At 60.1% G+C, this 12,378-nt stretch carries 13 protein-coding genes; 12 read left to right on the forward strand and 1 reads right to left on the reverse strand.

Annotation, left to right across the window (positions count from 1 at the left end; genetic code table 11):
- The first annotated feature begins 532 nt into the window (after positions 1 to 532).
- From QRN59_RS13395 to QRN59_RS13440, 10 genes are all read left to right on the forward strand, one after another.
- A complete protein-coding gene (locus tag QRN59_RS13395) occupies positions 533 to 778 on the forward strand; it encodes a Flp family type IVb pilin (protein WP_284982996.1) in 246 nt (81 codons plus the stop codon).
- An 80-nt stretch (positions 779 to 858) separates the two neighbouring features.
- A complete protein-coding gene (locus tag QRN59_RS13400) occupies positions 859 to 1,104 on the forward strand; it encodes a Flp family type IVb pilin (RefSeq protein ID WP_284982997.1) in 246 nt (81 codons plus the stop codon).
- A 124-nt stretch (positions 1,105 to 1,228) separates the two neighbouring features.
- Entirely contained in the window at positions 1,229 to 1,603 is a 375-nt protein-coding gene (locus QRN59_RS13405) for a TadE/TadG family type IV pilus assembly protein (RefSeq protein ID WP_284982998.1), read from the forward strand.
- On the forward strand, positions 1,591 to 2,619 hold the full coding sequence (locus tag QRN59_RS13410) for a Tad domain-containing protein (RefSeq protein ID WP_284982999.1): 1,029 nt from the start codon (positions 1,591 to 1,593) through the stop codon (positions 2,617 to 2,619). The genes QRN59_RS13405 and QRN59_RS13410 overlap by 13 nt, the downstream gene beginning before the upstream one ends.
- A 33-nt stretch (positions 2,620 to 2,652) precedes the next feature.
- Positions 2,653 to 3,423 (forward strand): Flp pilus assembly protein CpaB, encoded by a 771-nt coding sequence (gene cpaB / locus QRN59_RS13415; protein WP_284983000.1) that lies wholly within the window; start codon positions 2,653 to 2,655, stop codon positions 3,421 to 3,423.
- The gene (locus tag QRN59_RS13420; protein WP_284983001.1) at positions 3,420 to 4,613 is read left to right on the forward strand and encodes a CpaE/TadZ family protein; all 1,194 of its coding nucleotides are present in this window, start codon (positions 3,420 to 3,422) and stop codon (positions 4,611 to 4,613) included. Before cpaB ends, QRN59_RS13420 begins: the two co-directional genes overlap by 4 nt.
- Positions 4,613 to 6,145: a TadA family conjugal transfer-associated ATPase gene (locus QRN59_RS13425; protein WP_284983002.1), complete on the forward strand. Its 1,533-nt coding sequence runs from the start codon at positions 4,613 to 4,615 to the stop codon at positions 6,143 to 6,145. The genes QRN59_RS13420 and QRN59_RS13425 overlap by 1 nt, the downstream gene beginning before the upstream one ends.
- Positions 6,146 to 6,152: 7 nt before the next feature.
- A complete protein-coding gene (locus tag QRN59_RS13430; RefSeq protein ID WP_284983003.1) occupies positions 6,153 to 7,085 on the forward strand; it encodes a type II secretion system F family protein in 933 nt (310 codons plus the stop codon).
- An 8-nt stretch (positions 7,086 to 7,093) separates the two neighbouring features.
- Positions 7,094 to 7,978 carry a type II secretion system F family protein gene (locus tag QRN59_RS13435; protein WP_284983004.1) on the forward strand — a complete coding sequence of 295 codons (885 nt, stop codon included), beginning with the start codon at positions 7,094 to 7,096 and terminating at the stop codon, positions 7,976 to 7,978.
- Between the two features lie 126 nt (positions 7,979 to 8,104).
- Positions 8,105 to 8,560: an Hpt domain-containing protein gene (locus QRN59_RS13440; protein WP_284983005.1), complete on the forward strand. Its 456-nt coding sequence runs from the start codon at positions 8,105 to 8,107 to the stop codon at positions 8,558 to 8,560.
- 11 nt (positions 8,561 to 8,571) lie between these two features.
- On the opposite strand, the gene QRN59_RS13445 is transcribed toward QRN59_RS13440, so the two are convergent.
- Positions 8,572 to 9,414, reverse strand: a complete 843-nt coding sequence (locus tag QRN59_RS13445; RefSeq protein ID WP_284983006.1) for a response regulator transcription factor — start codon at positions 9,412 to 9,414, stop codon at positions 8,572 to 8,574.
- A 253-nt stretch (positions 9,415 to 9,667) separates the two neighbouring features.
- Between QRN59_RS13445 and QRN59_RS13450 the strand changes: the two genes are divergently transcribed.
- Positions 9,668 to 11,368 (forward strand): sensor histidine kinase, encoded by a 1,701-nt coding sequence (locus QRN59_RS13450; RefSeq protein ID WP_284983007.1) that lies wholly within the window; start codon positions 9,668 to 9,670, stop codon positions 11,366 to 11,368.
- A gap of 230 nt (positions 11,369 to 11,598) precedes the next feature.
- On the forward strand, positions 11,599 to 11,991 hold the full coding sequence (locus QRN59_RS13455) for a hypothetical protein (RefSeq protein ID WP_284983008.1): 393 nt from the start codon (positions 11,599 to 11,601) through the stop codon (positions 11,989 to 11,991).
- The last annotated feature ends 387 nt before the right edge of the window (positions 11,992 to 12,378 follow it).

The following is a 12,378-nucleotide window of genomic DNA, read 5'->3' on the forward strand; positions in this document are numbered from 1 at the left end:
GCGCTCACTTATGTGGTGTTTCCGGCGGACGCCCGCTCACTTGATGTGAGCGAGCATCACGCCAGAAGGCCTTATATGTGAGCGGGCGTCCTGGGGTGATGTGCCGGGGACAGTCAATTAGGGCCCGACGGCGGCAGTCCCGTTGCACTGTTTTCCCACCTTTGGGGGTGCCTCCCAGACGCGCGCTCACTTATGTGGTGTTTCCGGCGGACGCCCGCTCACTTGATGTGAGCGAGCGTCCCGTCAAAGGGCCTTATATGTGAGCGAGCGTCCTGGGGTGATGTGCCGCGGACAGTCAGTTAGGGCCCGACGGCGGCGGTCCCGTTGCGCTGCTTTCCCACCTTTGGTCGCGCTCGGCAGGGAAGCCCAAGATCGCAGGGTTTCCCTAGGTTTAACCCAAGAAATGCGCAGGATCGCGAGTCTTGCCACAGGTTGTCCCAAGGACTGCTCCATGGCGTATTTGGCCTTGCTAAGTTGCTTGTGAGCTGGTGCTGGACCAGCCCACATTCCCCAACTCGCTCAGGAGTTTCACATGTTTTCTCTGGTCTCAAACACCGCGTCCCGCATCCGTCGCGACGAAACCGGCGCCACCGCCGTCGAATACGGCATCATGGTCGCCCTCATTGCTGTTGTCATCATCGTCGCTGTCACGCTGCTGGGTGGAACCCTGAAGGAGACCTTCAACAGCACCGCTTGCAGCGTCAAGGGCGGCGTCTGGACCGGTACGGTCGCCGCGTCCGGCTCGACGGCGGCAGTCCCCGGCAGCTGCTCGAAGTAATTCCAACTGAGCTGTACCGGATCAACTAACATCCGATGCTCTCACAGGATCATCCGCTCTTACCTCAGCAAGGAGCTTCAATGCTTTCCAATGTCCTAAAGTCAGCAATCCGCGCGCAGCGTGACGAGACGGGTGCCACCGCGGTCGAGTACGGCATCATGGTTGCCCTCATCGCTGTTGTCATCATCGTCGCCGTGTCACTGCTCGGCGGCAACCTCGTCGAGACTTTCAATAGCACGGCCTGCAGCGTCAAGGGCGGCGTTTGGACCGGTACGGTCGCAGCGTCCGGCTCGACGGCGGCAGTCCCAGGCAGTTGCTCAAAGTAGCCGTCACCACAGGAGCCAGTTCGGTGGGTGGGGCTCAAATCCCACCCACCGAATTCCCTTCCTTCTAAGAGCTCCCTTCTTGTTTCAAGCGCACGCGACTCCACAGGACGAAAGGCAGACTCCCATGGCCAGGGCATCAGAGCGCGGTGCCGTGGCGGTCGAATTCGCGTTGCTGGCGCCGGTCTTGATCATGCTGCTCCTGGGCATCATGGAATTCGGCAGGGCCTACAACGCGCAGATATCGCTCTCAAATGCAGCCCGTGAGGCCGTCCGGGTTATGGCGATTTCGAATGATCAAACAGCCGCAAAGACAGCGGCCAAGAACGCCGGCGTCTCACTGAATCCAAAACTACAGGACGTGAATTTCGTCTTCACTCCCACCAGTTGTACGTCGGGCGCCCAAATGTCCGTGACCATCAACTACACACTCAGCACCCTCACGGGAATCGCGGGCCCTTTTCCCATGCAAGGAGTAGGAGTCATGGTATGCAGCGGCTGAGGGGCGAGAACGACGGCGAGCGCGGAGCGGTAGCGGTGCTCGTCGCTCTCTTGTTGGTCGTGTTGCTCGGTTTTGCAGCCATGGCAGTGGATGTAGGAATGCTGTACTCGGAACGGGCGCAGGTCCAGAACGGGTCCGACGCCGCGGCCCTAGCGGTGGCACAAAAGTGCGCCGCCAACACGAGCGATCCGAACTGCTCATCGACGTCTCCAATCGCAACCAGCATCGCAAACAAGAACGCCATCGACGGCCTGAACAACATCAAGTCTGTCAGTCTGGACCTGACAAACCGGAAGGTAACGGTGACCGCCGGGGCCCAGCAGGCGGGCGGCGTGCCGAACGCCGTCTCGCTCTTCTTCGCGCGCGTCCTTGGATCCAACACTGCCGACGTCATAACCACCTCGACCGTCCAGTGGGGGAGCGCCGTCGCCGGCAGGACTGCGTTTCCCCTCGCGTATTCCATCTGCCAGGTGCAGGGATACATCGGCGGAGCGCTCCAGCTTCTTCAGGATCACGGCTCCGGTGCCAATCCCAGCTGCAACTACGGCCCTTCAGGCGCCACGGTCGCCGGCGGATACGGCTGGATAGTCCAAGACACCGGTGTGTGCGGGGGCACGATTAACCTCGCGGTCAGCGAAGGTGGGAGCGCCCCGGGTAACAGTGCACCGGGTAACTGCGCAGCCACCCTTCAAAAGTGGGCCGACACCATCAACGCTGGCCGCGACGTCGTCGTCCTCCTTCCGGTCTTCGACGCCGTCACAGGTACGGGAAGCGGCGCCGTCTACCATCTGGTGTCCTTCGCCGCATTCAAAGTGACGGGGTGGACGTTCAGCGGCAACAACAGTCTTCCGGACAGTTTCCACAACACAAGTCCCTATGTCCCTTCAGCAGTTTCCTGCAACGGCAACTGCCGCGGAATCATCGGGAGTTTCGTCAAGTACGTCTCGCTGGCGGACGGCTACACGCTGGGGCCCGTAGACGCCTATGGGGCCACCATTGTCCGCCTCACGAACTAGTTTTCATCCATTCTTTGAGCACAGGAGTAGTAAGTGAAGTCACGCTTGTTGGCCGGATCGGCAGCGGCACTGCTGGCCGTCGTCGGGGTGATTCTCGTATTCTCCTATGCGCAAGGAGCGGATCAGCGGGCAGTCCAGAACCTGGCGCCTGTTGACGTGTTGGTGGTCAAGACGGCCATCCCGGCGGGAACGTCTGTGGACGCCATGAAAGATTCCGTCGTTACCCAGCAACTGCCCGGATCGGCCGTCCCCAAAACTGCGCTACACACGCTCGGGGACTCAGCAGGCAAGGTCGCCGCCGTCGACCTCGTCCCGGGCGAGACGCTGGTGTCGGAAAGACTGGTCGCCCCGGATGCGCTCAAGACTCCTGGGGACGTCAAGGTGCCTGCAGGGCTTCAGGAGGTCTCCTTTCAGCTGGAGCCCCAGCGGGTGGTCGGGGGACTGCTGGTTCCAGGTGACCACATTGGAATATTCATCTCCATGCCGACCGGTGGAATCGAGGCGAAGCCGGACAAGCAAACTACCGAATTGGCGATTCACAAGGTTCTTGTGACCATGGTCCAACGCGCCCCCCAAGCAGCAGCGAGTGCTCAAGCGACGCCGAATCCCAGTTCCGGTTCAGCAGGATCCAAGGACAGCGCACTTCCCACCGGATCCCTCCTGCTGACCGTTGCCGTGAGCGATGTGGACGCATCCAAGATTGTCTTCGCCGCCGAGTTCGAAAAGATCTGGCTCAGCAAAGAGCCGTTGGATGCCAAGGACAGCGGCCCCACCATCATGCAGCAGAGCGGGGTATACAAATGAGCCGCTTTGTCCTGATCACCCCCAATACCGATTTTGACCAACGGTTGCGCCAAGCAGTCGCAGGCGGCCTGCCCGGAAGCGTGCAGACCTTCTTCACGAGCGTTTTGCCAGCTGATCCAGCCGAATTGTTCGGCGCGCTCAATCAGGAACAACTCGAAGTCCTGATTCTGGGACCCGACGTGCCCGTGGAGGACGCTCTTCGCCTGGCGACGGTTTTCGATGTGCAATTGCCGGAACTGAGCGTGATCCTTGTCAGCGAACTGGATCCCGCATTCGTCCTCCAGGCCATGCGATCCGGCATTCGCGACATCATGAGCCCGGCTGCGGACGTGGCCCAGATTCGGGTCATGCTTGAGCGCGCGTGCCAGTCTTTCGCCAGCCGTCAGCGCACCATGGAACCCAAGCAGGCGGGCTCCCCGAAAGGCTTGGTGATCGGTGTCTTTTCGCCCAAGGGCGGCGTGGGCAAAACGACTATCGCCACGAACATCGCCGTAGGGCTGGGCAAGATCGCGCCAATGAGCGTGGTGATCGTGGATCTGGACTTGCAATTCGGCGACGTCGCCTCAGGGCTCTACCTCAATCCGGAGCACACTGTCACCGACGCCGTTACTCCTTCGGCCAGCCAGGATTCCCTGGTACTCAAGGCCTTTCTCACCGTCCACCCGGCAAGCATCTATGCCTTGTGCGCGCCGAAGGACCCCATCGAAGCAGACGAGATCTCGCCGCAACAGGTGGGTCGGCTCCTCGAACAGCTGGCCCTAGAGTTCCAGTACGTGGTGGTGGACACCGCGCCCGGGCTACCCGAGATCGGGCTCGCTGCCCTCGAACAATGCTCGGACGCCGTCTGGGTGACTGGCATGGACGTTCCAAGCGTCCGAGGCCTCCGTTCCGGCCTGGACATCCTCCGTCGGCTGAACCTGTTACCTGAAACCCGGCACGTGGTGCTCAACATGGCTGATTCCAAGTCCGGTCTCTCGGTGCAGGACGTCGAATCGACCGTCGGTGCTCCGGTTGACGTGAGTATCCCTCGATCGAAGGCCGTAGCGTTTTCCACCAACCGCGGCATTCCCGTGCTCCAGGACGCCGTGAAGGATCCGGCCGTCAAAGGACTCAAGCAACTCGTAGAGCGCTTCAATCCCACGTGGCGTGCCAGGGCGCAGCGCAAACTGCACAGAAGGGTAGTGGTCTAATGAAGCTGTCTGAACGCCTGCGTGCTGCCGAGGACAAGGTCGAAGCGTCCTCCGGACCAGGGGAAAACCTTGGCCTTGGCGGATTCGCCGCAGCACAAGGCGGTCCTAAACCGACATTCGCTGAGTCCACTCAGCAAGCCAGGCCAAATCCGGCCGGGAAGCCTAGCGGTGCTGCAAAACCCCACACTTCAGTCAAGCTGTCCGACCTACCTGACTCGCCGAAGCTCAGGGCCCAGCAACCGGTGGACGCCTTCGCTGCCCTCAAGCAGCGCGCCGCAACTGCGCTTTTCGAGCGACTGGGGGCAAGGTTCAACGACTCGAGCGTCAGCGAACAGGAGTTGCGGTCAACTGCTCGGGAAGAACTCATCCGGATCATCGACGCCGAGCAGGTCCCGCTGTCCGCGGACGAGCGCAGCAGGCTCGTGGCGGACGTGGCAGATGATGTCCTTGGGTATGGGCCGCTCCAACGATTGCTGGACGACCCAGAGGTCACCGAAATCATGGTCAACAGGATGGACCAGATCTACGTCGAACGAAAAGGCAAGTTGACCCTGACAGATTCCGGATTCAGCTCCGAGGACCATCTCCGCAGGGTCATTGAACGGATCGTTTCGAAGGTGGGGCGCAGAATCGACGAGTCATCCCCGCTTGTTGACGCGCGCCTTGAGGACGGGTCCCGTGTGAACGCCGTGATCCCTCCGCTTGCGGTGGGCGGTTCGTCGCTGACCATCCGAAAATTCAGCAAAATACCGTTGACCGTCAGGAATCTGATCGATTTCGGCACGCTCACACCCGAGATGGCCGAACTCCTCAATGCTTGCGTCAAAGCGAAACTGAACATCATTGTTTCCGGAGGTACCGGAACCGGCAAGACCACGTTGTTGAATGTACTTTCTTCCTTCATTCCGGAAGACAACCGCATCGTCACGATTGAAGACGCCGTAGAACTTCAGATCCAACAGCAACATGTGGTCAGGCTTGAGAGCAGGCCGCCGAACACCGAGGGCAAGGGTGAAGTGACGATCAGAGAGTTACTCCGGAACTCCCTTCGTATGCGCCCGGACAGGATCGTCGTCGGCGAGGTCCGCGGCGGAGAGTCCCTCGACATGCTGCAGGCGATGAACACCGGTCACGACGGTTCCCTCTCTACGGTGCACTCAAATTCCCCTCGCGACGCAGTGGCGCGCCTCGAAACCCTGGTGCTCATGGCAGGCATGGACCTGCCACTGCGTGCAATCCGCGAGCAAATAGCGTCCGCCGTGAATCTCATCATCCAAATCTCCCGGTTGCGGGACGGAACGCGCCGAATCACGCATGTGACCGAGGTCCAAGGCATGGAAGGCGACATCGTTACCCTCCAGGACGCTTTTGTTTTCGACTACTCGGCGGGTGTCGACGCCCACGGGATGTTTCTTGGAAGGCCCGTCCCAACGGGTATCCGGCCGCGGTTCATCGACCGCTTCGATGACCTGGGCATCCGTGTTTCTCCCGGGGTATTTGCCGCTCCTTTGGCAACAGCAGAAAGGACATGAACGAAACATGATGCTCATGACTGGAATGGCATTAATGCTCGCAGCCATCCTGTTTTTCGGGGTGGCTGTGATCTTGCCGAAAACCCCGGAAGTTCCGCTGGATCGGAGACGGCCCTACCAAGTAGGCTCAGGTTCCCAACTGACGCGCTTTGCTGGTTCTACCGCCGAGGTAGTCCACGGGGTCCTCAGTAGGCGCAACGTTCGGCTCTTCAACCGCGAAGAACTGGAGAATGCCGGACTGCGAATGAGCCAAGCGGAATTCTTCATTCTTGTGATTGCCGGTGCTCTCGTGGGTGCATTGATCGGGCTCATCATCGGCGGCCCGTTCGTGGCCGTCTTATTCTTCGTCCCAGCGCCTCTTGTTGCACGGCTCGTCCTCAGCTCGTTGGCCAGCAAAAGGCGCGGGAAGTTCGATGCTCAGCTCGGTGACACCCTCCAACTACTGTCCGGTGGCTTGCGGGCCGGGCACAGCATACTTCGTGCCATCGACGCTGCGGCCACTGAATCGGCCAGCCCAACGGCCGAGGAAATGCGCCGGATCATTACAGAGACGAGTCTTGGCCGCGATCTCCAGGCCTCGCTCAACGATGCGGCGGATCGAATGCGGAGTGAGGACTTTGTGTGGATAGCGCAAGCCATACAAATCAACCGCGAGGTGGGTGGAAACCTCGCGGAAGTCCTGGACCAGGTCAACGAGACCATACGCGAACGCAGCGAGATCAAGGGACACATCAAATCGTTGGCAGCGGAGGGAAAGTTCTCGGGATACATCCTGATGGCTCTTCCCTTCGGTATCGTGACCATGCTCATGGTTGTCAACCCCGGCTACATGGACGTGATGTTTACCCATCCCCTCGGTTGGGGAATGATAGCGGGTTCAGCCATCCTCATGACCATCGGCGGTCTCTGGATGCGCAAGATCATCGACTTGAAGTTTTGAGGTGACGCGTGAATCCCTCTCTCCTGTTGTCCTTACTGCTGGTGTCCCTGCCAATTGCCTACCTCGCTTGGTCCTTCCTGTCGGTTGACCGCAAAGCCCAGCGCGCCGTCCGGGAGCTTTTGACGAGGGGTGAAAACACTGCCGAGGCCGGTCCACAAAGTCGTGGCGGCGCACTCGAGTTCATCGGCTACCGCCTGACCCCCGGAAGCTACGTCCAGAAGTTGGATCGGATGCTCTCGCGGGCCGGCCGTCCGCAGTCGCTCCCTTTGGGACGTGTCCTCGCAGCAAAGCCTTTCCTCGGATTGTGTGGAGCGCTTTTGGGTCTATTCATCAGTGCCAATAGCTCGAGCGGGATCATCAAGCTCGTGGGGATTTTTGTTGTGTTACTTGGCTACTTCATTCCGGATCTTTTGCTGTACAGCAAAGGACAGGAGCGTCAAAAAGCCATGCAATTGGAACTCGCAAATACCATGGACCAAATGCTGATATCGGTCGAGGCGGGCCTGGGTTTTGAAGGAGCAATGGCACGGGCCGGAGAAAATGGGAAGGGGCCGCTGGCTGAGGAGTTGGTGCGGACGCTGCAGGACATGCAGGTGGGACGGAGCCGCCGCGAGTCATATCTGGCACTGGCCGAGCGCACTAACGTTCCTGAACTCCGGAGCTTCGTGCAGGCTGTGATCCAGGCGGACACCTACGGCATTGCCATCAGCCGGGTCTTGAGGGTCCAGGCGAAGGTGATGAGGGTGAAGCGCCGCCAACGCGCCGAGGAAAAGGCGATGAAGCTTCCGGTGATGATTCTCTTCCCTCTTCTGTTCTTCATCTTCCCCGTGCTGTTCATTGCAATCCTGGGTCCGGCCGTCATCAACACCATAACCACCTTCAGCGGAGGCTGAGCCCAATATCGCATTGTCTTAATTGGGCGCACGCGATGAAAAGGGGTTAAATCAAGAAAGGCCTAAGATTTCCTTAAGATAAGCATAAGTTCGGTTTTTCCGGAATTCAGAAAGTAGCATTGGGCTATGTTCAGTTCAGGTTCCAGCGAGGTCAACGAGGATTCAGATCCGAGCCATCCGGGCTCATCTGATGACTCGAGCACGCGGCCCGCTGTCCCGCTTGCCGAACATCCCATACTGGACCTCGCAGAATTCCAACTCCTGGAAGATCAAGTGGACAATCCGCTGATCGCGCGCACGTTTGCAGGCGACTTCGCGAAACTCTGGGCGAGGCGATACGAAATCCTGGCGACCGCCGTCGAGCGCGGTGACGTGGCGGCGGCACTAAACGCGGTCCTAAGCCTCCGGACCTCGTCCACCATGGTTGGCGGCGTTCGCCTCGCGGTACTTGCAGCGCAGCTAGAGGAACGCATTCGAAAAAGTGAATTGCGTGAGGCCCGGCCCCTGCTCAAGGAAGTTGCAGAATGCGGGCACCTGACGGTCCAGGAACTAAAGGACAGCTACGTCCTCCGGAACGATTGACGTTCGCCCGCTTAATCCGATCTTTTCGGCGTGAGCCTATACCCGACTCCTCGGACAGTCTGTAGAAAGCGCGGCGATTGTGGATCTTCGCGGAGCTTTCGGCGGAGGTTCCCGATGTGGGTCTCAACAGCCCGTTCGTCGGCGTCGCTGATGTACGCATCGTCGTCGTAGTAGTCACCGCGCGCTGCCTTCACGAGGTCAGCGCGCGTCCGCACTTCCCCTTTGGCCCGAAGCAGGTCCAAGAGCAGATCGAACTCGCTTCTCGTCAAAGTCAGGGATGAACCTTGAAGCGTCACTGTGCGTGATTTGTAGTTCAGGGCCAAGCCATTGTGCTTGATCACCGCTTGTTCGGCCGTGTCTGAACCGGCCCCGCCTGAACCGCCCCCGGCCGAACCAGCACGGTAACCGCCCCCGGCCGAACCGCCGTCGTAACCGCCCCAACCGCCCCCGCGATCCTCCTCCGGCAACGCAAGCCTGCCTTCCGCGCGTGGCCGCCGCATCATGGCGGTGACCCTGGCCCTCAATTCACGAGGCAGGAACGGCTTCTTGACGTAGTCGTCTGCGCCGGTGAGGAATGCCGTCAATGTGTCGGGCTCGTCGCGCCTGGCCGTCAGCATCACGACATATGCGTCGCTGAATTGCCGAATTCGCCGCAGGACCTCGTGGCCGTCCATGTCCGGAAGCCCGACGTCGAGCGTCACCACGGAGGCGTGGTGATCCCTTACAACTTCGACGCCTTCGCGTCCGGTGGCGGCAGAATGCACCACAAATCCAGCTTCTTTGAGGATGGCGTCAACCAGATTTCGTACATCTTCGTCATCCTCAATGACAACAGCTACCCCAGGCTCGCTCATTGGACATCCTTGAGGGTGCACATCGCCGCACAGCCCAGCGCAATGCGGTAAATGCCACCCAAATACTCACGATACAAGCATTGAAGCCATCTGGCATCTAATATGTGGATTAAGCGCTGCTCCGAACTTCCAGTTTGATCGTTCGGGTCGTCGTATTGTGGTTCCTTGGGGGAATAGTGGACTCCATGCGCTTCCTTCGGGAATCGCGTGGAGCTGTAATTGGTTCGCGAATCTCCAACGAAGGGTCTCGACTTTGAGTGAGCAGCCATTTTTCCGCGCGGCCGCCCGTTTCTTCAGAAAGCTCACGCCTCGCGCCCGGCTGGCTGTCTGTGAATTGCCGCTAACGCTCATCATCGCGGGCCTGGCCATCGCGGCACCCAGTCTTTGGCCGGGGTTGATCCAAAATTGGTTGTTCGTCACGGGAGTCCTCCTCCATGGCATCCTCTTCCTGGGCTGCCTGCTGGTCCCGTGGGAGCGATTGGCGCCGAGCGCAGGCCTGGCAATCCCTATTTTGGATCTAGTCGCTCTCTGGTTCACGCGAAACGGCGCCTTCAGCGCGATTCCGGGCCTCATTACATTGGCTATCTTTCCCGTGATCTGGCTGTCTGCGTCAGGCATGCTGTCCAAGACAAGCCTGGTCCTCAGCTTTGTGGGTCCTTTCCTCATCGCGCTTCCGCCAGTCGTTTCGCACTTGCCCCGTCCCACCTCATCAGACATTTCTTCAGTGCTGCTTTTGCCCCTCATGATGTTCGCAATGGCAGTCTCCATTCGTTTGGCTGGCTCAAATGCCCGTCTCCAGCAACGACGGGTAAGCCAGCGGGATCAGGCCCTGCGGCAATTGTTGGCCGCCAGCAGGGAGCGGGAAACGCTGCTCAAGACAATCCTGGACACGATCGACGTCGGAATTGTTGCCGTCGATTCGAAGGGCGAAACCCTCCTGATCAACAACCAACAAAAGGCATTCTTACGGGTGGCAATACCGGCGGAAGGCTCGCGGGGACCAGCGGAACAAGTTCCGCTGGTTTTCGGCCAGGACCGGCGGACGCCGGTTCCGCTCGAAAAGGGCCCTGTTCGGAGGGCCGTTCAGGGGGAGACATTTTCCGACTATCTCCTTTGGTTCGGCGCAGGTACCGAACAACGGGCCATATCTACGGCCGCGCGGGGTATGAGAAACGACATTGATGAAGGCTTTGGTGGCGCGGTCATCGTTTTCAAGGACGTGACGGATGTTGTCGATGCCCTTGCGGCCAAGGACGAACTCGTTGCCAACGTTTCGCACGAATTCGGTTCGCCACTGACATCGATCTTGGGCAACATCGATCTTGTACTCCGCGGCGCCGAAGAGCTCCGGCCGGATACAAGGCGTGGCTTGGAAGTCGCGGAGCGCAACGCCGAGCGGCTCCGCGCCTTGGTTGAAGATCTCCTTATGTCAGCCGTCGCCGTCGAGAGCGTGCACCCGCGGCGCACCGATTTGGCTGGGCTGGTGGAAAACAGCTTGGTTTCTGCACGGGCGCAGGCCGACGCTGCCCACGTGGGCCTTGTCGCTGACGTGCCGGCACCGCTGTGGGCAAACGCCGACCCCTTGCGACTGGGACAGGCCCTGGACAATCTGGTTTCCAATGCCATCAAGTATTCGCCGGGGGGCGGACTGGTGACGATAAGGGCGGAGCGGAACGACGGCTGGGTCCAGCTCGAAGTGCAGGACACAGGAATGGGCATGACCACGGACGAGTCGACCAGGATCTTCACCCGGTTCTTCCGGACAAACGCTGCCCGTCAGGCCCGGATTCCAGGCGTGGGCCTCGGCTTGTCTATCACCAAGTCCATCGTGGAACGCCACGGAGGCAGCATCTCCTGCAGCAGCAAGCCCGGCAGTGGAAGCACCTTCACTGTGGCGCTGCCGGCTGGTCCGCCCCAAGAGCCTTCACGGACAGACGCGCCGGCACTGTATTAGGGCCGGCACTGTATTAAGCCGGGTAGCTGCCCGCCGTGCAAGTAGCCGGCCGGGCAAAGTAGAGTACCCACTACTCGTGACCGGCCTTGGAGCCAACGGATTGAATGGAACCCAGTTGGTCTCAAGCGCAGTTCCTGGTCTCTGGGGGTTATCCGTATGTGTGTTTCATGCAATCCTGTTGTGTCCTTTCCGCGTCCCATAGCGACGGCGGCAGTCCGTTGAGCGCGGGAATGGAATCCGCTTCCATGTTCGCCGGGTCGTTGCCCGGGCTGATCCTGATGGACCTGGGCCAGGCAATGGTGGTTGTATGCCTGTGTTTCGACATGGTTCGTGCCCTGTCCGTGCCACGTTCGCATCGGCGCTATGTGGCCAGCACAATCTTCAGGACCCTGGCGGTGCCATCGATTCTCGTCATGGGCGTCAGCGTGCTGGCTAAGGCAATCCAATGGTCGTGGATGGACGTGGCCATGGGCGTCCTCGTGATCGTGATGATCGTCTTCCGCTGGCACCACGACAAGGATGAGGACAACTGGTGGAAGGGCAAAGGCAAGAAACTGGCCCGCTGGGCGCGGAAGCAACTGGCACCACCGCCCGCCTTGACCCCGGTGTCGGCGTCGGCCTGAGCGCCACGCCCCCGACGCTCGCTCACTTTTGAGGTGTTTTCCGTCGATGCTCGCTCACATGATCTGAGCGAGCATCGCGGCATTTGGGCTTATATGTGAGCGAGCGTCCGGTCGATGTGCCCGGAACGGTCCGTTAGTGCCCGACGGCGGCAGTCCCGTTGCGCCGTCGTCCCGCCTTTGCGTCGTTCCCCGTCTGACGCTCGCTCACTTTTGAGGTGTTTTCCGCCGATGCTCGCTCACATGATCCGAGCGAGCGTCGCGGCAATTAGGCATTTATGTGAGCGAGCGTGCCGGTAGTTGGCCTTATATGTGAGCGAGCGTGCCGGTAGTTGGCCATTTATGTGAGCGAGCGTGCCGGTAGTTGGCCTTATATGTGAGCGAGCGTCC

The sequence above is a fragment of the Arthrobacter sp. efr-133-TYG-118 genome, assembly GCF_030209755.1.
Classification (GTDB): domain Bacteria; phylum Actinomycetota; class Actinomycetes; order Actinomycetales; family Micrococcaceae; genus Arthrobacter.

Coding starts and splice junctions, on each gene's coding strand:
- QRN59_RS13440 (WP_284983005.1), top strand. CDS start 8,105: ATGTTCAGTTCAGGTTCCAGCGAGGTCAACGAGGATTCAGATCCGAGC.
- QRN59_RS13455 (WP_284983008.1), top strand. CDS start 11,599: ATGGAATCCGCTTCCATGTTCGCCGGGTCGTTGCCCGGGCTGATCCTG.
- QRN59_RS13405 (WP_284982998.1), top strand. CDS start 1,229: ATGGCCAGGGCATCAGAGCGCGGTGCCGTGGCGGTCGAATTCGCGTTG.
- QRN59_RS13395 (WP_284982996.1), top strand. CDS start 533: ATGTTTTCTCTGGTCTCAAACACCGCGTCCCGCATCCGTCGCGACGAA.
- QRN59_RS13425 (WP_284983002.1), top strand. CDS start 4,613: ATGAAGCTGTCTGAACGCCTGCGTGCTGCCGAGGACAAGGTCGAAGCG.
- QRN59_RS13445 (WP_284983006.1), bottom strand. CDS start 9,414: ATGAGCGAGCCTGGGGTAGCTGTTGTCATTGAGGATGACGAAGATGTA.
- QRN59_RS13420 (WP_284983001.1), top strand. CDS start 3,420: ATGAGCCGCTTTGTCCTGATCACCCCCAATACCGATTTTGACCAACGG.
- QRN59_RS13430 (WP_284983003.1), top strand. CDS start 6,153: ATGATGCTCATGACTGGAATGGCATTAATGCTCGCAGCCATCCTGTTT.
- QRN59_RS13400 (WP_284982997.1), top strand. CDS start 859: ATGCTTTCCAATGTCCTAAAGTCAGCAATCCGCGCGCAGCGTGACGAG.
- QRN59_RS13410 (WP_284982999.1), top strand. CDS start 1,591: ATGCAGCGGCTGAGGGGCGAGAACGACGGCGAGCGCGGAGCGGTAGCG.